Source organism: Nocardiopsis sp. NPDC006139 (assembly GCF_040614155.1).
In the GTDB taxonomy this organism is placed as follows: Bacteria; Actinomycetota; Actinomycetes; order Streptosporangiales; family Streptosporangiaceae; genus Nocardiopsis; species Nocardiopsis changdeensis.
Window position 1 is genome coordinate 168,251 of record NZ_JBEXTT010000011.1, and the last position, 22,920, is coordinate 191,170.

The window sequence follows — 22,920 nt, forward strand, 5'->3', positions numbered from 1 at the left end:
CCCCTCCTACACCGCGACGACCGGCGGGACGTCGCAGTCCTGGCGGGTGTAGGAGGTCATCGACGCCGTGGCGGGGTGGGCGGGTCCGTACCGGGACAGGAACAGCCGGTACAGGTCCGTCCACTCCTCCTTGACGTCGTCGCCCAGCGCCTGGCGGCTCACCAGGTGGTTGCGGCGCGCGGTCAGCATGACCGGGTGGCCCGGGTCCAGCAGGGCCCGGCAGTCGGCCTCGGTCAGGGAGTCCAGGGCGCGCGCGTCCTCGTACCGCTCCAGGCCGTACAGGTCCGTCGCCAGGTTGAGAGCCGCGGCCAGGGTGTTGAACGAGCCCGCCCCGTAGAGCGCGCGCAGCCGCTCCAGGGCCGCGCGGTCCAGGTCGGCCGCGGCGGCGAACGCCTGCCGGGAGCGCAGGGCGATGCCCGCGCCCACCCGGGCCCAGGCCGGGAACGGGTGGTCGGCCGGGAAGCGCTCGTCGGTCGCCGGGAGCAGCAGCCGCACCTCGGCGGCCGCCTCCTCGCCGCGGCCGGCCAGGGCCAGGGTCACCATGTGCACCACCCGGCCGTACAGCGCCTGGCGCACCGTCGCCGGGTAGCGCCGCCGGTACAGGGCCAGCGCCCGGGCGGAGTGCTCCAGCGCGGCCCCGGTGTCGCCCAGGGCGCGGTACACGGCGGCCTGGAACAGCAGCCCCTGGAGCGCGTGCGGGGTGTCGGCGGCCGACTGCGCGGCGAACCGCGCCATGCAGCCCTCCAGCCGGTCGCGCGCCTCCTCCCAGCGCCCCAGGAACATCAGGGTCAGCCCCAGGTTGAGGTCGGTGCGCAGGGTGGACACGTGGTCCTGCCCCAGCAGGGCGACGCGCTCGCGCAGGTTCCGCTCGGACACCTCCAGCGCCTCGGTGAACCTCCCCTGCTCCAGCAGCACCTGGGAGTAGTCGTGCGCCGCCTCCAGGGTGGGCGGCTCGGCGGGCGCCCGGTCGCGGCGGTGGTCGAGGATCCTCCGGAACAGCCGCTCGGCCTCGTCGAACCTGGCCAGCCCGCTCAGGGCGATGGCGATCGCCCGCAGCGCCTCCAGCGCCTCGTCGGAGTCGGGACCGCCGCGGGCCACCTCGGCGGAGTGGATGTCGCGCGCCTCGGCCAGGGCGGTGGTGTACTCGCTGTGCAGGCGGCGGATCATGTTGCGCCGCAGCCGGGCGTGCAGCAGCAGGACGGGGTCGTCCCCCCAGGCGTTGACGGCCTGGTCGGCGACGCCGACCGCCTTGGCGTACTCGCCGATCTCGGTGAGGAAGCCGATCACGTTGAGGACCAGGGCGCGCACCCGGGGGTCGCGCCCGGACCAGGCCTGGGAGGCCTTCACGTGGGCGTGCATCAGCAGGTAGTGGTCGCGGTACGCGGGGTCGGCGGGGTCCCCGGGGTCGTTGTGGGCCAGCAGCCGGCGCGCCAGGTCGCGGTAGCGCACCTTCTCCACCAGGGGCATCGAGTCGCGGATGACCTCCTGGAACAGCTCGTGCAGGTGGAAGGTGCCGGGCCGCACGGAGGCGAGCCGTCGCCGCCGCATGAACTCCAGGACCCGGTCCAGCCGGGCCTCGTCGCCGAACAGCTCCTCCTGCTCCGGCGTGGCGGCCAGGTCCCGGGCGCGGGCGAAGAACGACCGGGACAGCGGCAGCGGGGCGAGGAAGGCGCACAGCCGCGCCAGCTCGACCACCGCCCGCCCGGTCGCGTCCCCGGCGAGCAGCTCCTCGGCCTGGATCTCCCAGGCCGCCGCCAGCGGGGCGGTGTGCTCGTCGTCGGCGCCCATCCGGGTGACCTTGTCCGTGTACCGCTCCTCGAAGCGCTCCAGGAACTCCTCGGTGCCCAGCGACGACTCCCGCAGGAACGCGCCGACCTGGGCCAGGGCCAGCGGCAGGTGCTCCAGCTGCTCGGCCAGGCGCTCCCCGGCGCCGATCGGCTCCAGCCGCTCGGGGCACAGCCTGCGCAGCAGGGACAGGCTCTCGGCGGTGTCGAGCCGGGGGACGACGCGGCCGTCGATGAGGCCCGGCACGCCGCGGTGCGGGCGGCGGCGGTCCCGGCCGGTGATGAGGACGCGGCCGCCGCCCTCGGGCATGTAGTCGGCGGCCAGGGACTCCAGGTCGGCGGCGCCGTCGAACACCAGCAGCCAGGACCCGATCCCGGGGTCGTGGGCCAGGGCCCGGCGCACGTCCCGGACGGTGCGGGCGATGTGGTCGTAGGAGGCGTCCAGGCCGATCTGCTCGGCCAGGCGCAGGTAGGAGCCGTTGGCGTCGATGTCGGTGGCGGCGGGCACCCACCAGATCAGGTCGTAGTGGTCGGCGTACCGGTGCGCGTACTGGCCGGCGATGAGGCTCTTGCCCACACCGCTGCCGCCCTCGATGAGGTAGCGGGCGTCCCCGCTCCGGTGCAGGGCGTCGTGGATCTGTTCGAGGATCGCCTCGCGGCCGGTGAAGTCGGGGTCGGCGGGGGGTACGCCGCCCATCACCGGTGGGTGGTCGCCGCGGCGGCGCCCGCCGGTCCGGCCGGTTCCGCTCGTCATGGTCCTCCCGCTTTCTGTACGGCGGCTCGGGAAGGCCGTTCGTCCTCGACTCTCGGACGGGAACGGGGGTCGTCGCGGGGCGGGGGCGCGGGGAGGGCCGGTCACCGCCCTGATCCCAGGCTAGGCGGCGGTTCCGGGGATGTCGATACCGGTGCGGGGCGGGCGGTGCGGACCGGGGATCGAGTCGCGTTCGGTTCTTTTGTCCCAGCGGACGAAAGTTCACCCGGGGGCATGGCGCGGCGGACAATCCTTCCCGCTCCATGACTCGGCGAGGTCTCGAAGTGGTGTTTTTCCGAGGCCGGGTGTTGTGACCCGCGGAACAAATGGTGATGATCCCGGGGCAGTACACGTAAGAAACGCGTAAGGAACCCCGGCGCGTTCTCGACGAGAGGAACGGACTTGAACGAGTTCACACTCTGGGCTGTGGGGACCTTCGGCGTCTACCTCGCCGTCATGGTCGCCATCGGCCTGTGGGCCTACCGGAAGACCGTGTCCCAATCGGACTTCGTCCTGGGCGGCCGCCAGCTCAACCCCTGGGTGGCGGCGCTGAGCGCCAACGCCAGCGACTTCAGCGGCTGGCTGCTGCTGGGCCTGCCCGGCGCGATCTACGTCTCCGGCCTGGGCGAGGCCTGGATCGCCGTCGGCCTGGCCTGCGGCTTCGCCGGCAGCTGGATCCTGCTGGCCCCGCGCCTGCGGGTCTACACCCAGCGGGTGACCGACGCCCGCACGGGCGGGGACTCGGACTCGCTGACCCTGTCCTCCTTCCTGGAGAACCGGTTCAACGACCCCACGCGCCTGCTGCGCGCGGTGTCCTCGCTGCTCATCATCGTCTTCTACTTCTTCTACGTCGCCTCCGGCCTGGTGGCCATGTCCGCCCTGTTCGACCAGGTCTTCGGCCTGGACCCGGCCCCGGCCATCGCCATCGGCGTGGGCATCGTGGTGCTGTACACCGTCCTGGGCGGATTCCTCGCCGTCTCCTACACCGACGTCGTGCAGGCGGCCATGATGTGGCTGGCCCTGCTCGTCGTCCCGGTGCTGGCCATCACCGCCCTGGGCGGCTTCGCGGGCCTGACCGAGGGTGTCGCCGCCAAGAGCGACGGCCTGCTCTCCGCCGTGGGCGGCACCTCCCTGGACGGCGAGGCCGGGGCGTGGGTGTCCACCGAGACCCTGGGCGCGGTCGTCATCATCTCCGGCCTGGCCTGGGGCCTGGGCTACTTCGGCCAGCCCCACATCCTGGCCCGCTACATGGGCATCCGCTCGGTCAAGGACATCCCGGCCGCCGCCACCATCAGCGTCACCTGGGCGGTCACCGCCATGGCCCTGGCCGTCCTGGTCGGGTTCATCGGCATCGCCTACTTCGACACCCCGCTGTCCACCCCCGAGCAGGTGTTCCCGCTCCTCATCGAGTCCCTGTCCCACCCGCTGGTCGCCGGACTGCTGCTGGCCGCCATCCTGGCCGCGGTCATGAGCACCGCCGACTCGCAGCTGCTGGTGGCCTCCTCGGCGCTGACCGAGGACGGCTACAAGGCGTTCGTCGACCGCGACGCGAGCCCCAAGACCCTGCTGTGGATCAGCCGGGGAGCGGTGATCGCCGTCGCCCTGGGCGCGGCGGCCATCGCCCTGTGGGGCGACCGGTCGGTCATGGACCTGGTGGGCTACGCCTGGGCCGGGTTCGGCGCCGGGTTCGGGCCGATCCTGCTGCTGTCGGTGTTCTGGAAGCGGATGACCTGGGCCGGTGCGCTGGCGGGCATGATCGCCGGCGGCGCCACCGCCATCCTGTGGGACATCCTGGACGCGGCCGTCTTCGGCACCGGCCTGTACGCGATGGTCCCGGCCGCGGCCCTCAGCTTCGCCGCGATCTTCGTGTTCAACGGCCTGGGCAGGGTCAGCGACCAGATGGCCGCCGACTTCGACCGGGTCGAGGCCGAGATCCGCTCCGGCGGCGGTCCGACCGCCGTCGAGGACGCCTCGGTCTGACCGGACCCCGGCACTCCTCCCGGGGCCCGTGCCGCCGAGGCGGTACGGGCCCCTGACGGGCTTGGCGGCCGAGGTCCCGGAACGGTAGAACGGTGACATGTCGTTACCGAAGGAACACCCGGCCGCCTGGGCCCGGACCGACGTCCCGGAGGGGCTCGGACTGGGCGCCCTCCTTCCCGCGCCCGACGGGTACCGCCTGGAGGCCGGGGAGACCGTCGTGAACGACGACGGGGCCGGGTACTTCGTGCGCTTCGGCGTCCGCGCCGACCTCGCCTGGACCACCCGCGAGGTGGAGGTGGAGGTGCTCTCCGCGCGCGGGCCGTCCTCGGTGCGCCTCACCGCCCAGGACGGCCACTGGTCCGACGCCGGGGGGCGCCCCCTGCCGGAGCTGGTGGGCTGCCTGGACGCGGACGTCGCCGCCACCCCGCTCACCAACACCCTGCCGATCCGCCGCCTGGGCCTGCGCCCGGGGGAGTACCGCGACATCGCGGTGGCCTGGATCGACGTGCCGTCCCTGCGGGTGCGCCGGGTGCGCCAGCGCTACACCCGCCACCCGGCCGAGGACGGCCTGGAGGTGTACACCTACCGCGACCCGCTGCACGGCGAGTACCGGCTGACGGTCGACGGGGACGGTCTGGTCGTGGACTACGAGCGGTTCGCCCGCCGGCTGTCCGGGGAACCGAAATCGGACGAACAGGTCGCCGATGTCACATCCGGTGTTGCGGACAGGCGATAATCGGCCAACAGCCGTACCGCATCCCCAGGGGGACACCACGTGACCGACACGGAGCCCGGCCGGGACCGCCGAGAGATCATCCGCGACCTGGAGGTCGCCGCGGAATTCGACGTGCGCGCCGAGATCGAGCGCCGCGTCGCCTTCCTCGCCGAGCGCTTGACCACCACCGGGGCCACCGCGCTGGTCCTGGGGATCAGCGGGGGAGTCGACTCCCTCACCGCCGGGCGGCTCTGCCGGCTGGCGGTCGACCGGGTCCGCGCCGCGGGCGGCGACGCCGAGTACGTCGCGATGCGCCTGCCCCACGGCGAGCAGAAGGACGAGGACGACGCCGCACGCGCCACCGCGTTCACCGGGCCCGACCGGCTCCTCACCGTCGACATCCGCCCGGCCACCGAGGCCATGGCGGCGGCGCTGCGCGAGGCCGGGATGGCCTACTCCGACGCGGGGGCCGAGGACTTCGCCATCGGCAACGTCAAGGCCCGCCAGCGCATGATCGCCCAGTACGCGGTCGCGGGCGGCCTGCGCGGCCTGGTGGTCGGCACCGACCACGCCGCCGAGGCCGTCACCGGCTTCTTCACCAAGTACGGCGACGGCGGCGCGGACCTCGTCCCGCTGACCGGGCTCACCAAGCGCCGGGTGCGCGCCGTGGCCGCCGCCCTGGGCGCCCCGGACGACCTCGTGGCCAAGGTTCCCACGGCGGACCTGGAGACCCTCTCCCCGCAGAAGCCGGACGAGGAGGCCCTGGGCCTCACCTACGAGCAGATCGACGACTTCCTGGAGGGCCTGCCCGTCCCCGCGGAGGTGGAGGAGGCCCTCGTGGCCCGCTACCGCGCCACCGCGCACAAGCGGGCCCTGCCCACCGCACCCTGATGTCACGGGGGCGGGGACCCCGGCCGTGGTGGTGCGCGCACCACCATTCGGGGTCGGATGAACCGCCCCTGGTAAAGAGGCGTCAGATCCATCGCGATCCCCGGTAGATCACACCTAAGGTCGTGGAATACGAAGCGCCCGGTCCGGTGGCCGATCCCCCCGCCCGGGCGCGATCCCTTCGACGGGGCGCGGGTGTGCGCGTCCTCCCCCCTGAAACCGGCCGGTGCGGCCCTTTCGTGGACACCCGCGTGTCCGGGCCCGCCGGCAGGAAGACCCAAGGAGTGATCGGATGACCGTGACCGCAGGCCCCGAGGGCCCGCCGACCCCGCAGACGGCCCGGACCCTCACGGGCGTCGAGTCGCACAGCGCCCCGGCCGCCGGCCGGGACCGCTTCCTCGACGTCCTCCGCCTGCTGGTCATGGTGCTGGTCGTCGCCCAGCACTGGTGGCTCCCCGTCCTGGCGCAGAACCAGGGCATGCTCGACGCCGGGAGCGTACTGACCACCGAGGGCGGCTTCGCCCTCACCTGGGTCTCCCAGGTGATGCCGCTGATCTTCTTCGTCGGCGGCGCCGCGAACCTCATCAGCTGGCGGGCCGCCTCGGGCAAGGGCGTCCCCGTCGCCACCTGGTACGCCAAGCGGCTGCGCCGGCTCGCCTGGCCCGTGGTGCCCCTGGCGGTGCTGTGGATCGTGGTCTCCCACGTGCTGGTGCTGGGCGGCGCCCCCGCGCAGCCGGTGCTCGTGGGCGCGGGGGCCGCGGGCATGGTGCTGTGGTTCCTGGCGGTGTACGTGCTGGTGGTGGTCTGCACGCCGGTCCTGGTCCGGGCGCAGGAGCGCTTCGGCTGGTGGACCCTGGCGGCCCTGGCCGCCGGCTCGGTGGCCGTCGACGTGACCCGGTTCAGCGCCGGCGTCGAGTGGCTGGGCTACCTCAACGTCGCGTTCGTCTGGCTGGCCGTGCACCAGGTGGGCTTCCTCTACGTGACCGGCCGCGTCCGCCGGGTCCACGCCGCCCTGCTGGCCTGCGCGGGCGCGCTGACCGCGCTCACCCTGGTGGTGTTCGGCCCGTACTCGCTGAACATGACGGGCGTGTTCGCCGCCGAGACCTCCAACGTGGCCCCGCCGACCCTGGTGCTGGAGGCCCTGGGCGCGCTCCAGATCGGCGTCGCCCTGCTGGCCCGCGAGGCGATCGGCGCCTGGGCCGACAAGCCCGGTCCCGCGCGCCTGCTGGACCGGATCTGCCCGCAGCTGATGACGGTCTACCTGTGGCACATGCTGCCGATGAGCGTGGTCGCCGGGGTCGTGGTGTTCGGCCTGGGGATCAACACCCCGGAGCCGATGACCTGGCTGTGGATCGTGTGGGGCGTCCTGGGCCTGGTGGTCGTGGTGCCGCTGGTCCTGCCGCTGGCCCACTGGGCGGTGCGGTTCGAGACCCCGCCCAAGGTGCTGTCCGGCTCGCCCGGCCTGGTCCAGGTGCTGGCGGCGGCGGCCCTGACCGGCGGCGGCCTGCTCACCCTGACGGTGACCGGCCTGGGGCTGGGCGCGGGCCCGCTGCTCGGCCTGCTCCTGGTGCTCGCCGGCGTCTTTCTCACCCGGTCACCGGAGCGTCGCCGGGCGTAGCCGCCAGGTGAGATCCGGGTGTGAAAACGACAGATTCCGTTCAGAATCCGTCCACGTACCCCGGGGTGCCCCGTCGCCCCGGGGTAAACAGAGCCTCATGGATCCGACACGCATCGCCTTCGAACAACGGGGCACCGGCCGCCCGCTGGTCCTCCTCCACGGTCTGGGCGACCGCCGCCAGAGCTGGAGCGCGGTCCTCCCACGGCTGGTGGGGGACTACCGCGTCTTCTGCGTCGACCTGCCGGGGTTCGGACGGACCCCGGCGCCGCCGATGGGCGACCCCTACGACATCATCTCGATGACCGACGCCGTGGAGGCGTTCTGCCGGTTCCACGAACTGGAGCGCCCCCACGTCGCGGGCAACTCGCTGGGCGGGTCCATCGCGCTCGAACTCGGCGTCCGGGGGGTCGCCGGGTCGGTGACGGTGTTCTCGCCAGCCGGGTTCTCCGACAGGCTGGGCCGCTGGGGGCTGCGCACGGTGGACGCCTTCGCCCGCCTGGCCACCCGCGTGCCCATGCCGGTCAAGGAGCGGCTGGCGAGCACGGCCCCCGCCCGGGCCCTGGCCCGGGTCGTCCTGCGCGGGGACCCGTCCACGCCGCAGGCCAAGGCCACCCACTTCAGCGTCCGCGGGCTCCAGGAGGGCTCGCCGTTCATCCGGATGATCCCGCGCGTGGCCGAGTACGACTTCGCGGCCCGACCGATCGACTGCCCCGTCACCATCGCCTGGGGCGACCGCGACCGCACCCTGCTGCCGTCCAGCGCCCAGCACGCGCACCGCCGGGTGCCCACCGCGCGCATGGTCTCCCTGATCGGCAGCGGCCACATCCCGATGGCGGACGACCCCGTGTCGGTGGCCGAGCACATCAGGTGGACCTGCCGCTCGGCGGACCTGGGACAGCGGCGGCACGCGCGCTCGGCCGCCGGATCCGGGGAGGGGACGCCGCCCGGGGACCGTTAAGCGGGGGGACGGGGTGACCGTCCCCCGGGGGCTGTGTCAACGTTGTCCTGAGTCCATGTCGGCCGCCCGTCCCCTGGGTCCGGGCGCTGGAAGAGGCGAGGGAATGTGACTGTGACGCAGCGGCCCCCGGGCGACCCCGGTCGGTTGAGGCAGGAGGAGGCGCGCCTGCGCGGCTTCGCCGCCGCCTCGACGGTGGCGGACGGGTTCGGAGCCCTGGACGCACGGGGCCGGGTGGATCCGGACCGGCCGGTGGAGACCTGGATCAGCGCGCGCATGACGCACGTGTTCTCCCTGGCCCACCTGCGCGGCGACGCGGAGGCCGCCGAGCAGGCCGACCACGGCGTGCGGGCACTGGCGCGGGGGCCGCTGCGCGACGCCGAACGGGGCGGCTGGTTCGACGAGGTCCCGCGGGAGCGCTCCGAGGGCCGCAAGTCCGCCTACCCGCACACCTTCGTCGCGCTGGCCGCGGCCTCGGCGGCCGTCGCGGGCCGGCCGGGCGCGCGGGAGCTGCTGGACGAGGCGCTGGCCGTGATCGAGGAGCGGTTCTGGGACGAGTCCGCGGGGGCCCTGCTGGAGAGCTGGGACGCGGACTGGACCGAGACCGAGGACTACCGCGGCGCCAACAGCAACATGCACGCGGTCGAGGCGTTCCTGGCCGCCGCCGACGCCACCGGCGACGCCGTGTGGACCCGCCGGGCGCTGGCCATCGCCGAGCGCCTGATCCACGGGGTGGCGGCGGACCACGGCTGGCGGCTGCCCGAGCACTTCACCGCCGACTGGCGGCCCCTGCCGGACTACAACCGGGACCACCCCGACCACCCGTTCCGGCCGTTCGGGAGCACCACCGGCCACCTGCTGGAGTGGGCGCGCCTGCTGGTGCACCTGGAGATCGCCCTGGGCCGGGCGGGGGAGCCGGTCCCCGCGTGGCTGCGCGCGGACGCGCGGTCCCTGTTCACCCACGCGGTCGAACGCGGCTGGAACGTCGACGGCGCGGAGGGCTTCGTCTACACCCTGGACTGGGACGACCGCCCGGTGGTGCGCGAACGCATGCACTGGGTGGCGGCCGAGGCGACCATGGCCGCGTGGGCGCTGGCCCTGCACACCGGCGACCGGACCCTGCTGGAGTACTACGAGCAGTGGTGGGACTACGCCGAGCGGCACCACCTGGACTTCGAGCACGGCAGCTGGCACCACGAGCTGGACCCGCGGAACCGGCCCGCGGCCACGGTGTGGGCGGGCAAGCCGGACGTGTACCACGCCTACCAGGCGACCCTGCTGCCGCAGCTGCCGCTGTCGGTGTCCCTGGCGGCGGCGGTGCGCGAGCACGCCGCGCCGCACCTGGTGGTGGTCGGCGAGAACGTCATGGACCTGCTGCCGGTCCCGGGCGGGCCGGGGCTGCTGCGGGCCGCCCCGGGCGGGGGGCCGGCCAACACGGCCGTCGCCGCCCGCCGGCTGGGGGTGCCGACCCGGTTCCTGGCCCGGATCGGCTCGGACGGGTTCGGGCGGACGATCCGGCACCGGCTGGCCGTGGAGGGCCTGGACCCGGACGGGCTGCTGGCCGCCGAGGAGCCGTCGGCTCTGGCGCTGGCCCGGCTGGGCGCGGACGGGTCCGCGGTGTACGACTTCCGGATGGACGACGCCGCCGACTGGCGGTGGCGCTCCGGCGAGCTGCCGGAGGAGCTCGAACCCGGGGTGCGCGCCCTGCACGCCGCCTCCCTGGCGCTGTTCCGGGAGCCGGGCGCGGACGCGGTCGAGGCGCTGCTGCGGCGTGAGCACGGGCGGGGCCGGGTGACGGTCAGCGTCGACCCCAACATCCGGCCGGGCGTGATCGGCGACCCGGACACCGCCCGCGCGCTGGCGCTGCGGAACGCGGCGCAGGCGCACCTGGTCAAGGCGAGCGACGAGGACCTGGCGTTCCTCTACCCCGACCAGGACGTGGAGAAGGCGGCCGCCGCGCTGGCGGCCCTGGGCCCGTCGCTGGTCGTGGTCACCCGCGGCGCGCGGGGCGCCCTCGCCCTCGCCCACGGGGCGCGGGCCGAGGTGGCCGCGCCCCGGGTCGAGGTGGTGGACACGGTCGGTGCGGGCGACACCTTCATGGGCGCCCTGCTGGCCTGGCTGGACGGACGGGACCGGCTGGGCGAGGACCCGCGCGCCCGGCTGGCCGGGCTGACGGAGCGGGACCTGGAGGAGATGCTGTCCTTCGCCGCCCGGGCCGCGGCCGTCACCGTCACCCGCGAGGGGGCGGACCCGCCCACCGCCGCCGACCTGGGGCACGGGGGGTCATAGCCCTTCCAGCGTGTGGTCGATGAGGTGGTCCACGACGTCGGTGAAGCGTCCCCGGCGGTCGTGGGCCGCCCGCTGCCGGGCCGCCCCCGAGCCCCGGCGGCGCAGCCGGTCCAGCAGGTCGGACGCCAGGTCGGCGTCGCCGTTGTCGAGCAGTCCCGGCAGGGCGGCCGCCAGCAGCCGGTCCATGGCGACCGCCGCGGGCAGGGCCTCCCCGGTGAGCGGGTCGGGGACCACGCCCTCCAGGCCGTCGCGGGCCGCCCGCCACATGGCCGCCCGCAGGCCCGGGTCGGAGATGTCGGGGACGGGGGCGCCGCGGCGCACGTCGGCCAGCACCCGCGTGACCAGGCCCCGGGTCAGCGCGGCGAACAGCAGCGCCTCCTCGGCGGTGGCGGCCACGTCGCCCACCCGGATCTCCAGGGTGGGCAGGTGGTCGGAGAGGCGGACGTCCCAGTAGACCATGTGCCGGTCCAGGATCGCCCCGGCGTCGGCCAGGGCGCGTACCGCCCGCTCGTGTTCGGCCAGGGAGCCCAGCCGCGGCGGCGGCCCGGCCGAGGGCAGCCGGTTCCAGGCGATGGTGCGCCAGCTGGCGTGCCCGGTGTCGCGGCCGTTCTCGAAGGGGGAGTTCGCCGACATCGCGATCAGGAACGGCAGCCACCGGCGCAGGTGCCCGGCGGCGAGCACCGCGTCCTCCCGGTCGGGGACCCCCACGTGCACGTGGCACCCGCACACGACGTGCGACTCGCGCAGCGACCCGAAGTGGGCGGCGATGTCGGCGTAGCGCGCGCCGTCGCTCACGTCGGCCCCGGCGGGGTCGCCCAGGACGGCGGTCCCCGAGGCGACCACGGCCAGTCCCGTGACGTCGGCGGCCCTGGCCAGCTCGCGGCGGGCCTCGCGCAGGAACCGGCGCGCGTCCGCGGCGTCGCCGCACACCGGGCTGTTGGCCTCCACCTGGACGCGGCTGAACTCGCCGCACAGGCGGTCGGCCAGGCGGGTGCGGGCCAGCAGGTCGGGGGCGCGGGACAGGATGCGGCGGGTGCGCGGATCGACGACGAAGAACTCCTCTTCGACACCGAAGGTGGGCGGGACGACCCGGGGGCGCGGGTCGTGTGCGAGCAGAGGGCGGTTCCGCATCGAGGTGGTTCCCTCCTGTCGTCGGGTACGTCCCCGCACTGATATCCCGGGCGGGACGGCCGCGACAGTGTCCCGGAGAGGACAAAAAACTATCTCGCGGCACCTGTGTCCTTTTTGTCGGAATCGCGGGACCGGGTTCCCACCGCGTTACGGCTTGATAACCGCGGTGTGCGGACGGGAAACCCCCGAAGGCGAGTCGAGGGGTGATCCACATCACCTTTTGAAGGGGCAGAACCCCAGGTGAAACGGGGGGAACAGGCGTCCCCGGCTTCTCGCCGCGGCGCCGGGGGCCGCCGCGCGCCCGCGCCCGTGCGACTCCGTGCGGGGATCGGTGAAACGACCAGTGTGACCCCGGACACCTGCCGCGACGGGGCCCCGCTGTGCGAATCTGGGCCCGTGATCGGCGGTAACACCGACCCCGGGGCGATCCGCCTCCGGGGCCGTGACACGGAACTGCGGGTCCTCGCCGGAGTACTGGACGACGCGAGGGCCCGGCGCGGCGCGTCCCTCCTCCTCACCGGCGGCCCGGGCCGCGGCAAGAGCGCCCTGCTGGCCCACCTGCGCGCCGACGCCGGTGATTTCACCGTGCTGCACTGCGGGGGCGTCGCAGACGAGGCCGACCTCCCCCTGGCCGGGCTCGAACGCCTGCTGCGCCCGCTGGCCCCGCACCCGGCCCCGCTGGGCGAGGCCCTGACCCGGGGCCGGGTCGGCGACCGGCTGGCCCTGTCGGCCGCCCTGCTGGACCGGCTCACCGGCGACGGACCCCTGCTGGTGTGCGTCGACGACGCGGAACGGCTGGACAGCCCCTCCCTGGACGCCCTCGCCTTCGCGGCCCGCCGGCTGACCGGCACCGCGACGGCGATCGTGTTCGCCGCACGCGACGGACGGGTCAAGCCCGGATCCACCCACGACCTGGTGCCGGGCGTGCCCGAGCAGCACCTGCCCCCGCTGAGCGAGCGGGCACTCCACGACATCCTGACCGACCGGTCCCCGGTCGGGCTCCCGGCCTCGGCGCGCACCGCCCTGGTGCGCGCCGCCCACGGCAACCCCGCCGTCCTCCTGGGACACCTCCAGTCCCGGCCCCCGGCGCCGGAGGACCCGTTCCCCGGGGAGCCGCTCCTGCCCGCGCGGCTGCGCGCCGACCTGCTGGCCCCCTACCGGGACCTGCCCGAGCGCACCCGCTCCCTGCTGCTGCTGGCGGCCCTGGACGAGGACGTCCCCCTCCACCTGCTGGCGCGGGCCGCCGGCACGGGCGGGTCGGCGGCGGACGACCTGGAGCCCGCCGAGGAGGCCGGGGCGGTCCGGGTGGAGGACGACGCCGTCGTCTTCACCGACCCGCTGGTGGGGCGCGCCTTCGCGCAGGACGCGCCGGCGTCCGCCCGGCGCGCCGCGCACCGGGCCCTGGCGGGCGTGTCCGACCCCGGGACCGAGCCGGTGCGCTTCGTCCGGCACACCGCGGCCGGCGCGGACGGCCCCGACGCCGCGCTCGCGGACTCGGTGGAGGCCGTCGCCCGGACGGCCAAGCAGGCCGCGGGGCGCACGGCCGCCGCGCTCGCCCACGAGAGGGCCGCCCTGCTCACCCCCGACCCCGACGTCCGCGCCTGCCGCCTGAACAGCGCGGCCTACGAGTCGTACATGGCGGGCCGCTCCGAGTACGCGGCGCTGCTCACCGCCAAGGCCAGGCCGCTGGCCGCCACCGACCGGCGCCGGGCCCTGATCGACCTCGTCGACGCCCAGATCGCCATGCGCTCCTCCAACGCGATCGACGTCGCGGAACGGCTCTACGGGGTGGGTCGCGACCTCATCCCGCACGACCGCCTCCTGGCCCTGCGCACCCTGGTCCGCTCGGCGGACTCGGCCTCGCTGGCGGGCGACCCCGTCCGCCACGCGCGTGCGGCCGAGCTGGCGCTGCCCCTGGTGCGGCCGCAGGACCCCGACCGGGTGCGCATGGCCGCCTCCTTCCTGGAGGGGTGCACCATCTCCTTCCGGGGCGACTACCCCGGCTCCACCCCGCTGCTGCGCGAGGCCGTCCGGCTGTCGGAGGCCGTCGACCGGCCCTCGGAGCTGATCTGGGGCGGCGTGGCCGGGCTGCGCCTGTCGGACAGCCTGTTCGTGCGGCGCGCCAACACCCGGGCCGTGGAACTCGCCCGCCAGGCGGGAGAGCGGGCCACGGTCCCCGCCGCGCTGGGGTTCCTGGTGTTCTCCGAGTTCTGGAGCGGGCGGTTCCCGTCCGCCGCGGGGACCGCGCTCCACGGGCTGAGGGTGTCCCGGGAGAGCGGCCAGACCATCTGGGCCACCCAGCACCTGGCGTCGCTGGCGATGATCGCGGCGATCCAGGGCGACATCGACACCTGCCGGATCCGGGCGCGCGCCGTCGCCTCCCAGGCCGGCGAGAACAGCCTCGGACTGGCCGCGGCCCTGGCCTCGTGGGCGCTGGCGGTCCTGGAGCTGTCGCGCGGCAACGCCGCCGAGGCGTTCTTCCGGCTGCGCTCGCTCGTCCACGCCGGCCCCGGGCACGGGCACCCGACGATGCGGCTGCTCACAGCGCCGCACTTCGTCGAGGCGGCCACCCGCATCGGCGAGACCGAGTGGGCGCGCACCTCCCTGGCCGGGTACCGGCGCTGGGCCGACTCGATCGGCTCCCCCGCCGCCCTGGCCCTGGCCGAGCGCTGCGCCGGGCTGCTGGCCCCGCAGGACGAGGCCGCCGACCACTTCGAGAGCGCCCTGGCCCTCCACCGCTCCTGCGGCGACGACGACGTCGAACACGCCCGCACCCAGCTGCTCTTCGGCGCCTACCTGCGCCGGGCCCGGCTGCCGGGGCGGGCCCGGGAACACCTGCACAACGCGCAGGAGTCCTTCGAGCGCTTCGGCGCCCGGCTGTGGGTCCGGCAGACCCGCGCCGAGCTGCGCGCCCTCGGAACGGGGGAGCGCGGCCCGGAGACCCCGTCCACCGGCGAGCTGACCGCGCAGCAGCAGCAGATCGCCCGGCTGGTCGCGGAGGGCGCGACCAACCGCGAGGTGGCCGCGCACATGTTCATCAGCCCGCGGACGGTGGAGCACCACCTGCGCGGCATCTTCCGCAAGCTCGGCATCCGCTCCCGGGTGGACCTGGCCCGCCTCTTCAACTGACGTCCCGAGGCCGCGGACGGCGAGTTCGCGCCACCTGACCATACCAACCGGTCGGTATAGACCGGTTCCGCGACACGAAAGGCGGGGTGGAACGCATCCCATGACGACGACAGCGACCGAACACCTCCTGACGGCGGAGGGGATCACCGTCCGCTTCGGCGGCCTGACCGCCCTCGACGACGTCGGGCTGCGTGTGCCCCCGGGCGGCGTCACCGGGCTCATCGGGCCCAACGGAGCGGGCAAGACCACCCTGTTCAACGTGCTCTCCGGGGTCCTGCGCCCCACCGCCGGCACCCTGACCTGGAAGGGCGGCCCCCCTCCCGGGCGCAGGCCCCACCACCTGGCCCGCGCCGGGATCGCCCGCACCTTCCAGGGCCTCAACCTCTTCCCGCTGATGACGGTCCTGGAGAACGTCGTCGCCGGGGCCGACCGGCTCGCCCGCGGCGGCCCCTTCTCCCTGGTCACAGGTCTGGGCCGGCACCACCGCGACGAGCGCGAGCTCCGCGAGCGCGCCCTGGCGGCCCTGGACCGCTTCGGCGTCGCCGACAGCGCCCACCGCCTGCCCGGCACCCTCCCCTACGGAGTCCAGAAGCAGGTCGCCCTCGCCCGCGCCTGCGTCTGCGACCCCGAGCTGCTGCTGCTCGACGAACCCGCGGGCGGGCTGTCCGGCGGCCAGATGGACGAGCTCGCCGCGCAGATCCGCGCGCTGGGCGAGGACATGGCCGTCGTCCTGGTCGAGCACCACATGGACCTGGTCATGGAGGTCTGCGACCACATCGTCGTCCTCGACTTCGGCCGGGTCATCTCCACCGGCACCCCCGACGAGGTGCGCAACGACCCCCTGGTCACCCGCGCCTACCTGGGCACCGCCGACGACGAAGGGGACGCCCGATGAGCACCGACCTGCTGGAGGTCGTGGACCTGAGCGCCTCCTACGGCGCGGTCCGCGCCCTGGACTCCGTCTCCTTCACCGTCCCGGAGCGCGGGTTCCGGGCCGTCCTGGGCGCCAACGGGGCGGGCAAGACCACCCTGCTGCGCACCCTCACCGGCCTGCACCGCGCCGACGCGGGCCGGGTCCTGCTCGGCGGCGAGGACATCACCCGGCTGCCCGCCGAACGCGTCATCACCCGGGGTCTGGCCCACGTCCCCGAGGGCGGCGGCGTCATCACGGAGCTGACCGTGGAGGAGAACCTGCGCCTGGGCGCGCTGTGGCGCTCCCCGCGGCGCGACCGCGCCACCGAGGCCGAGGTGCTGGACCTGTTCCCGCCGCTGGTCCAACGGCTGGGCCGGTCCGCGGGCACCCTCTCCGGCGGCGAGCGCCAGATGCTCGCCATCGGCCGCGCCCTCATGGCCCGCCCCCGGGTGCTGCTGCTGGACGAACCCTCCCTGGGACTGGCGCCCCTGGTCACCAAGCAGATCTTCGCCCTCCTGCGCGACCTGCGCGAACGCACCGGGCTCACGGTCGTCCTGGTCGAGCAGAACGCCGCCGGGGCGCTGGCCGCCACCGACAGCGGCGTCGTCCTCAACCAGGGGCGGGTGGCCGTGGAGGGCCCCTCCGCGGACCTGCTCTCCGACGACCGCACGCGCCACGCCTACCTGGGCTTCTGACCCCGGACCCCGAGGAGCACCCCCTATGGACCACTTCGTCGACCTGACCCTGAGCGGACTGGCGTCCGGCGCGGTCTACGCCGCCCTGGCGCTGTCCCTGGTCATCATCTACCAGGCCACCCGCCTGGTGAACTTCGCCCAGCCCGCGATGGCGCTGATCGCGGTCTACACCGCCGCCACCGTCGCCCCGCTCACCGGCTCCTATTGGATCGGCTTCGCCGCCGCCCTCACCGTGGGAGCGGCCGCGGGCGCACTCGCGGAGCGGTTCATCGTCCGCCCCATCGCCCGGGTCTCGCAGCTCAACGGGATCATCGTCACCCTGGGCCTGCTCCTGGTCGCCCAGGGGGGCGTGGGCATGGTCTGGGGCAACGAGCAGCACGGCTTCCCCTACGCCTTCGACTTCGTGGGGCGGCCGTCCCCGGCCGACGTGTTCGCCCTGGCCTCGGTGGCCGTCGTCGCCGTGCTGCTGTTCTGCCTGTACCGCTTCACCCCGCTGGGGCTGCGCATGCGCGCCGCCGCGTTCCGCCCCGAGGCGGCCCGGCTCAGCGGGGTCAGGGTGGGGCTGATGCTCACCGCCGGGTGGGCGATCTCCGCGCTCATCGCCGCCCTGGCGGGGATGCTCGCCGGACCCCCGTTCATCTCGCCCAACGTGTTCGACATCGTCTTCGTCTACGGCATCACCGCGGCCGTGGTCGGCGGCCTGGACAACCCGTTCGGGGCGATCATCGGCGGCCTGCTGGTCGGCCTCGGCATGTCCTACGTGTCCGGCTACGCCGGCCCCGAGCTGGCCACCCTCACCGCCCTCGCCCTCGTCGTCCTCGTGCTCAGCGTGCGCCCGGACGGCATCCTGTCCCGCCCGACCGCGCGAAAGGTGTAGCCATGTCCACGTCCGCCACCGAGCGCGAACCCCGCTCCGCCGAGAGCGCCCCGGACCGCGGGAGCGCCCCGCGCCGGGGCTGGGCCGACCTGCCCTCCCCGCTGCGCCACCTGCTGCTCGCCGCCCTGGCGCTGGCCGCCGTCACCGGGCTGCTCCTGGTCACCGGCGACCTCACCGCGCTGCGGATGGCCGCCGTCGGGTACACGATGCTGGCCGTCGCCGGCCTCCAGCTCCTCACCGGGGGCAGCGGCCAGGTGTCCCTGGGGCACGGCGCGTTCATGATGATCGGCGCCTACACGATGGCGCTGCTGGTCCTGAACCTGCCGATGCTCCCGCTGGCCGTGAACCTCGTCCTCGTGGTGGCCGTGGCGGTGGTCGCCGGCATCGCCGTCGGCGCCGCCACCGCCCGCCTGCACGGCCCCTACCTGGCCGGCGCGACCCTCATCCTCGCCGTCGGCCTGCCCGGCCTGACGCACCGGTACCACGAGGTGTTCGGCGGCAGCAACGGCCTCACCGTGCGCACCGCCGGGGCCCCGCCCTTCCTCCAGGGCCTGGTGACCGACAGCGAGTGGAAGGCGCTGGTGGTCTGGACGGCTGTGGTCCTGGGCCTGGCCGTCCTGGCGACGATCTCCACGGGGCGGCTCGGCCGCCGGATGCGGACGGTCCGCGACGACGAGACCGCCGCCGCCATGTCGGGCGTCCCCGTCGGGGGCACCAAGGTCACCGCGTTCGTCATCGCCTCCGCGGCGGGCGGCCTGGCGGGCGGGCTCCAGGTGTACGTCCTGGGCACCGCCACCCCGAGCATGTTCACGCTCGCGCTGTCGCTGACCCTGCTCGCGGCCCTGGTCCTGGGCGGCATCGGCAGCATGTGGGGCGCCCTGTGGGCCGCCCTGGCCGTGGTCTACCTGGAGATCTGGCTCTCGGACGCCGTCCGCGCGTTCGAGCTCAGCAAGGACGTGGAGAACAACCTGCCGATCGTGCTGTTCGGCGTGCTGCTCATCCTCGTCCTGCGGTTCCAGCCCCTCGGGCTGCACGGCATCCTCCAGCGGCTGCGCGCGCTCCTGCGCCGGTCCCGCTGACCCGCACCCCTCATCCCGCACCGCACCCCCCACCGAAGGAGAACACCGTGCGCACCACGATGAACACGGCGAGACGAGGCGCCCTGGCCGCCTCCCTGGCCCTGGCCCTGACCGCGACCGCCTGCACCGGGGCCGGCGAGGTCACCGAGTCGGAGGGCCCGGACCTGTCCGTGTCCACCGGCGTCACCGACGACGCCATCGTCATCGGCACCCACCAGCCCCTCACCGGCCCCGCCGCGGCGGGCTACATGTCGATCTCCCGCGGCGCCGCCGCCGTCTTCGACTACGTCAACGAGCAGGGCGGCATCCACGGCCGGGAGATCGACTACCGGGTCGAGGACGACGGGTACGACCCCGCCAGGACCATCGACGTCACCCGGCAGCTGGTGATCGAGGACGAGATCTTCGCGATGTTCGGGGGGCTGGGCACGCCCACCCACGGCGGTGTCGTCGACTACCTCAACGAGGAGGGCGTCCCCGACGTGTTCCCCGCCTCCGGGGCCCTGGCCTGGAACAACACCGAGGAGCACCCGCTGACCTACGGCTGGCAGGTGGACTACACCAAGGAGGCCAAGATCCAGGGGCAGTACATCGTCGAGAACTTCCCCGGCCAGGACGTCGGCTACCTGTTCCAGAACGACGACGTGGGCGAGGACTCCCAGGAGGGGCTGGACCAGTACCTCACCGACGAGGTCGTCACCCGCCAGCACTACGAGTCCGAGGTCCCGGACCTGAGCGCCCAGGTCGCCGAGCTCAAGCGCTCCGGGGCCGAGGTCGTGGTCTGCTCCTGCATCCCGGCCTTCGTGGCCCTGGCCATGCTGGAGGCGGCGAGCACCGACTACGACCCCCAGTGGGTCGTCTCCAGCATCGGCGGTGACACCGCGACCCTCCAGGGCCTGCTGGCGGCGTTCACCGAGGACACCGACGCGGAGGGGGTGCCGGCGGACACCTTCCTGGACGGGCTGATCATCACCAGCTACATGCCCCGGGTCGAGGACACGGAGGACGAGTGGTCGGCGTTCTTCATCGACGTCTACGAGGAGTACGGCGAGGGCGACCCCCTCACCAACACGCACATCTTCGGTATGACCCAGGCCGTCATGTTCGCCCAGGTCCTGATGTCCGCCGGTCCCGACCTGACCCGCCAGGCGCTGATCGACGCCCTGGAGGAGCAGGAGTGGCAGGGCCCCGGACCGGTGCCGTTCTCGTCCTCCGGCGGGGACCACGGCGGCCACCAGGGCGCCTACATCGTCCAGTACCAGGAGGGCGGGGACATCGAGATGCTCCAGGAGACCCGGGTCACCGACCGCGACGGCGGCCCCATCGAGGAGGTCGACTTCACCCCGCTGTCCCCGGAGGAGCTGGTCTTCCACGACTGAGCGGGAGGCGGGCCGCCGACGGGGTTCCGGCGGCCCGGAAAGGTGAAGGGGCGGCGCCCCGGGGAACGGTCCCCGGGGCGCCGCCCCCGTGTGCGGGTCAGGAGCCGTGCGGGCAGGAGTCGCGGTAGTCGGAGAAGTCCGTACCGAACCCGGTCCGCGGCGGCGGGCACAGGAACTGCTCGTAGCGGGTGTCGTCGTCGACGAACCGCTTCAGCCAGGAGATCGAGTAGCGGGCGATCGTCGTGTTCGAGACGTTCGGGGCGAAGTGGCTCGCGCCGCGCAGCTCCAGGTACGCGCGGTCGAGCGAGGAGGGCAGGCTCTCGTAGAACGGGATGGAGTGGGTGCGGACCGAGGCGACGGAGTCGTTCTCGGCGCCGATGACCAGGGTGGGAACCTCCAGGTCCGACCAGTTCTTCTGGGTGTGCCACGGGGTCAGCGGGATCGCCGCCTGCAGCTCGGGCCGGTCCTCGGCGATGGCGAGGGTGCCGCCGCCGCCCATGGAGTGCCCCATCACGGCGAGCCGGGAGCCGTCCACCCGGTCGGCGACCCGGCTGTCCTCGACCAGGTAGTCCAGGGCGGCGTCGAGCTGGCGGCCGCGGCTGTCGGGCTGGTCGTAGCGGGTGATGGTGTCGATGGTGAACACCACGAAGCCCTGGGAGGCGATCCGCTCCCCGTACCAGGACATGGACGACTGGCTGGCGGTGTAGCCGGGGGCGATGACCACGCCGCCGAAGGTGCCCTCGCTGCGGTCGGTCGGGTAGTAGATGGTGCCGCCGCCGAACCCGCTCACCAGGGAGGAGACGGAGACGGTGTCGGTGTCGAAGGGGCCGCGCAGCGCGGTGACGCTCTGCTCGGTGGGGGCGGGCCCGCGTTCGTAGGGATTGTCGGCGTGGGCGGGCGCGGCGGTCCCGGCCGCCACGGCGGCGGCCATCAGGACGGCGGCCGCCGTGCGGGCGGCCCACGACCGCAGCCGGCGCGGGGCGGGGGTGATATCGGGGGATTCGGGGGAAAGGGTTGTCGTGTGCACGTTCATCCTTTTCTGCGGGAACCCGTGCCGTAGCGGCCCGGGTCGGGGGGACACGCCTTTCCGGCGTGCCGAGAAAAGGGATCCCGTCCCGATCGGGTGTGAATGTACCCTGCAATTCGGGCGATTTCCCGCTTTCACTATCGTGTCCATCCGATGAACGCGCATCCGTTGAATCACCGGTCGTGTACTCCGGGTCACGCCGGTGTATTCGGTGGTTCGGTGCGAAAGGCGGTGATCGGGGTGCGATTCGGGCGGGCTCCGGCCCCTCCGCGGCCTCAGCGGCGCAGCGACCGCCACCAGGCGAACAGCCGTCCCAGCGGGTCGTCCGAGCCGGTCCGCGGCTCCTGCCCGGCGTCCGCGGCGGGGAACGGATCCGCGGCGGGGGTCGGGCGCGGCCGGGACTCGCCCGGGGTGAACTCCACGGGCAGGGCGGCCAGTCCGCGCACGAACGGGGAGGGCACCCGGCGCAGCAGGACCGGGTCCATCGCCGGGCGCAGCCCCGCCAGGCGCTCGTGCAGGGCGCTCACCCCGGTCGCGGCGATCATCCGGGCCAGCTCCCGGGCCGGACAGGCGTGCGGGCCGGCGCCGAACATCAGGTGCGCCCGCGCCCCGCTCACCACACCGGTCTCCTCGCGGCCGCGGCGCACCGCCGGGTCGCGGTGCGCCGGGTCGAAGCCGATGAGCAGCGCGTCCCCCGTCCGCACCTCGGCGTTGCCGATCCGCACGTCCTGGAGGGCGAACCGGGCGGGCAGCACCTGGAACGGCGTGTCCGTCCACATGACGTGGTCGAGCAGTTCCCGCACGGAGAGCCGGGCGTCGGCGTACGCTGCGCGGATGCGCTCATCGGTGAGCAGGGTGTGCATGGTGTTGCCGATGAGGTGGGTGGTGGGCTGGTGGCCCGCGTTGTTGATCAGCGCAGCCTGGTGCGCCACCTCGTGGTCGGTCAGCCCGTTGGCGTGTTCCAGCATCCACGACGCCAGGTCGTTCCCGGGGGAGCGGCGCTTGCGGGCGACCAGCCCCGCGAAGTACTGCTGGGTGCGGACGACGGCCTCCCCGGCCCTGCGGGCGTCGTCACTGAAGACGACCCGGGTGAGGTCGCCGAGCATGTGCCCGTAGCCGTCGGGCAGCCCGTACAGCCGGTTGAGCACCAGGACCGGGAGGGGGTCGGCGAACCCGCCGATGAGATCGGCCTCGCCGTCGGCGATGAACGCGTCGATGAGGTCGTCGGCGATCCGGCGCACGTCGCGTGCGGTGGCGGCCATGTCCACCCGGGACAGGGCCGCCACGATCGGAGCGCGCAGCCGGGTGTGCTCGGCGTCGTCGGCGTACAGGGCGTTGGGCCGCCAGGACAGGGCGGGCCGGGTCGCGGACGGCTCGACGCGGCCCTCGACGACCTCGCGCCACCTCCGGGTGTCGCGGGAGAACAGGTGCGGGCTCTGCAGCACCGTGAGGTTCTCGTGGTAGCCCAGCAGCAGCCAGACGCGGACGCCCGGCTCCAGCTCCACCGCGGCCACCGGGCCGTGGCGTTCGCGCAGCTCGTCCCAGAGGGAGTCGCGCCCGGTGTCGGGGGTGGGGCCGTAGAGGCGGGGGAGGCCGGCGGGAACGGGGCAGGCGGGCTCCCCGTCGGAGGAACGGGTGGTCATCGGGTGCGCGGTGCCCGCGGTGGCAGGGGCCGCTTCCCTCCCTTCGGGAACGGGGGTGTGCGTGCAC

16 protein-coding genes and 1 pseudogene are annotated in these 22,920 nt (G+C 74.3%); 13 read left to right on the forward strand and 4 right to left on the reverse strand.

Annotated elements, in window-relative coordinates:
• Nucleotides 1–6 precede the first annotated feature (6 nt).
• A complete protein-coding gene (gene fxsT / locus ABZ249_RS16960; protein WP_355263354.1) occupies nt 7–2,538 on the reverse strand; it encodes an FxSxx-COOH system tetratricopeptide repeat protein in 2,532 nt (843 codons plus the stop codon).
• Nucleotides 2,539–2,937: 399 nt separating this feature from the next.
• Here fxsT and putP point away from each other — a divergent pair, with 399 nt between their 5' ends.
• From putP to ABZ249_RS16995, 7 genes and pseudogenes are all read left to right on the forward strand, one after another.
• Nucleotides 2,938–4,515 (forward strand): sodium/proline symporter PutP, encoded by a 1,578-nt coding sequence (putP, locus tag ABZ249_RS16965; RefSeq protein WP_355263357.1) that lies wholly within the window; start codon nt 2,938–2,940, stop codon nt 4,513–4,515.
• A gap of 97 nt (nt 4,516–4,612) precedes the next feature.
• A complete protein-coding gene (locus tag ABZ249_RS16970) occupies nt 4,613–5,251 on the forward strand; it encodes a putative glycolipid-binding domain-containing protein (protein ID WP_355263360.1) in 639 nt (212 codons plus the stop codon).
• Nucleotides 5,252–5,290: 39 nt separating this feature from the next.
• Nucleotides 5,291–6,121: an ammonia-dependent NAD(+) synthetase gene (nadE, locus tag ABZ249_RS16975; RefSeq protein WP_220563813.1), complete on the forward strand. Its 831-nt coding sequence runs from the start codon at nt 5,291–5,293 to the stop codon at nt 6,119–6,121.
• Nucleotides 6,122–6,410: 289 nt separating this feature from the next.
• Nucleotides 6,411–7,736 carry an acyltransferase gene (locus ABZ249_RS16980; RefSeq protein ID WP_220563812.1) on the forward strand — a complete coding sequence of 442 codons (1,326 nt, stop codon included), beginning with the start codon at nt 6,411–6,413 and terminating at the stop codon, nt 7,734–7,736.
• Between the two features lie 97 nt (nt 7,737–7,833).
• Nucleotides 7,834–8,694: an alpha/beta hydrolase gene (locus ABZ249_RS16985; protein WP_355263364.1), complete on the forward strand. Its 861-nt coding sequence runs from the start codon at nt 7,834–7,836 to the stop codon at nt 8,692–8,694.
• A gap of 105 nt (nt 8,695–8,799) precedes the next feature.
• Nucleotides 8,800–10,011: pseudogene (locus ABZ249_RS16990) on the forward strand (AGE family epimerase/isomerase); the annotation flags it as partial.
• Nucleotides 10,012–10,056: 45 nt separating this feature from the next.
• Nucleotides 10,057–10,980: a carbohydrate kinase gene (locus tag ABZ249_RS16995; protein WP_355263514.1), complete on the forward strand. Its 924-nt coding sequence runs from the start codon at nt 10,057–10,059 to the stop codon at nt 10,978–10,980.
• Here ABZ249_RS16995 and ABZ249_RS17000 read toward each other — a convergent pair.
• Nucleotides 10,975–12,111, reverse strand: coding sequence for a glutamate--cysteine ligase (locus ABZ249_RS17000; protein WP_355263367.1), 1,137 nt, complete (start codon nt 12,109–12,111; stop codon nt 10,975–10,977). The two genes, ABZ249_RS16995 and ABZ249_RS17000, sit on opposite strands and share 6 nt — an antisense overlap.
• A 396-nt stretch (nt 12,112–12,507) precedes the next feature.
• On the opposite strand from ABZ249_RS17000, the gene ABZ249_RS17005 reads away from it, so the two are divergent.
• The 6 genes from ABZ249_RS17005 to ABZ249_RS17030 all read left to right on the forward strand — a co-directional run bounded on the left by ABZ249_RS17005 (nt 12,508) and on the right by ABZ249_RS17030 (nt 20,183).
• Nucleotides 12,508–15,240, forward strand: coding sequence for a LuxR C-terminal-related transcriptional regulator (locus ABZ249_RS17005; RefSeq protein ID WP_355263370.1), 2,733 nt, complete (start codon nt 12,508–12,510; stop codon nt 15,238–15,240).
• Nucleotides 15,241–15,340: 100 nt separating this feature from the next.
• The gene (locus ABZ249_RS17010; RefSeq protein ID WP_355263373.1) at nt 15,341–16,135 is read left to right on the forward strand and encodes an ABC transporter ATP-binding protein; all 795 of its coding nucleotides are present in this window, start codon (nt 15,341–15,343) and stop codon (nt 16,133–16,135) included.
• Nucleotides 16,132–16,848 carry an ABC transporter ATP-binding protein gene (locus ABZ249_RS17015; RefSeq protein WP_220563807.1) on the forward strand — a complete coding sequence of 239 codons (717 nt, stop codon included), beginning with the start codon at nt 16,132–16,134 and terminating at the stop codon, nt 16,846–16,848. Before ABZ249_RS17010 ends, ABZ249_RS17015 begins: the two co-directional genes overlap by 4 nt.
• 25 nt (nt 16,849–16,873) lie before the next feature.
• Nucleotides 16,874–17,725, forward strand: a complete 852-nt coding sequence (locus tag ABZ249_RS17020) for a branched-chain amino acid ABC transporter permease (RefSeq protein ID WP_355263377.1) — start codon at nt 16,874–16,876, stop codon at nt 17,723–17,725.
• Between the two features lie 2 nt (nt 17,726–17,727).
• Complete coding sequence (locus ABZ249_RS17025) at nt 17,728–18,804, forward strand: branched-chain amino acid ABC transporter permease (RefSeq protein WP_355263380.1); 1,077 nt, start codon at nt 17,728–17,730, stop codon at nt 18,802–18,804.
• Nucleotides 18,805–18,863: 59 nt separating this feature from the next.
• The gene (locus ABZ249_RS17030; protein ID WP_355263517.1) at nt 18,864–20,183 is read left to right on the forward strand and encodes an ABC transporter substrate-binding protein; all 1,320 of its coding nucleotides are present in this window, start codon (nt 18,864–18,866) and stop codon (nt 20,181–20,183) included.
• A 97-nt stretch (nt 20,184–20,280) separates the two neighbouring features.
• Here the strand turns inward: ABZ249_RS17030 and ABZ249_RS17035 are convergent, their stop codons facing one another.
• Together ABZ249_RS17035 and ABZ249_RS17040 are read right to left on the reverse strand one after the other, a co-directional pair.
• Entirely contained in the window at nt 20,281–21,114 is an 834-nt protein-coding gene (locus tag ABZ249_RS17035; RefSeq protein WP_355263520.1) for a dienelactone hydrolase family protein, read from the reverse strand.
• Between the two features lie 371 nt (nt 21,115–21,485).
• On the reverse strand, nt 21,486–22,853 hold the full coding sequence (locus tag ABZ249_RS17040) for a cytochrome P450 (protein WP_355263383.1): 1,368 nt from the start codon (nt 22,851–22,853) through the stop codon (nt 21,486–21,488).
• Nucleotides 22,854–22,920 lie beyond the last annotated feature (67 nt).

Bases quoted from the DNA above. Each gene is read 5' to 3' on its own strand.
- ABZ249_RS16980 (WP_220563812.1), top strand. From the start codon at position 6,411: ATGACCGTGACCGCAGGCCCCGAGGGCCCGCCGACCCCGCAGACGGCC.
- ABZ249_RS17025 (WP_355263380.1), top strand. From the start codon at position 17,728: ATGTCCACGTCCGCCACCGAGCGCGAACCCCGCTCCGCCGAGAGCGCC.
- ABZ249_RS17035 (WP_355263520.1), bottom strand. From the start codon at position 21,114: ATGGCCGCCGCCGTGGCGGCCGGGACCGCCGCGCCCGCCCACGCCGAC.
- ABZ249_RS16995 (WP_355263514.1), top strand. From the start codon at position 10,057: ATGGACCTGCTGCCGGTCCCGGGCGGGCCGGGGCTGCTGCGGGCCGCC.
- ABZ249_RS16970 (WP_355263360.1), top strand. From the start codon at position 4,613: ATGTCGTTACCGAAGGAACACCCGGCCGCCTGGGCCCGGACCGACGTC.
- ABZ249_RS16985 (WP_355263364.1), top strand. From the start codon at position 7,834: ATGGATCCGACACGCATCGCCTTCGAACAACGGGGCACCGGCCGCCCG.
- ABZ249_RS17000 (WP_355263367.1), bottom strand. From the start codon at position 12,111: ATGCGGAACCGCCCTCTGCTCGCACACGACCCGCGCCCCCGGGTCGTC.
- ABZ249_RS17030 (WP_355263517.1), top strand. From the start codon at position 18,864: ATGAACACGGCGAGACGAGGCGCCCTGGCCGCCTCCCTGGCCCTGGCC.
- fxsT (WP_355263354.1), bottom strand. From the start codon at position 2,538: ATGACGAGCGGAACCGGCCGGACCGGCGGGCGCCGCCGCGGCGACCAC.
- ABZ249_RS17010 (WP_355263373.1), top strand. From the start codon at position 15,341: ATGACGACGACAGCGACCGAACACCTCCTGACGGCGGAGGGGATCACC.
- ABZ249_RS17015 (WP_220563807.1), top strand. From the start codon at position 16,132: ATGAGCACCGACCTGCTGGAGGTCGTGGACCTGAGCGCCTCCTACGGC.
- ABZ249_RS17040 (WP_355263383.1), bottom strand. From the start codon at position 22,853: ATGACCACCCGTTCCTCCGACGGGGAGCCCGCCTGCCCCGTTCCCGCC.
- ABZ249_RS17020 (WP_355263377.1), top strand. From the start codon at position 16,874: ATGGACCACTTCGTCGACCTGACCCTGAGCGGACTGGCGTCCGGCGCG.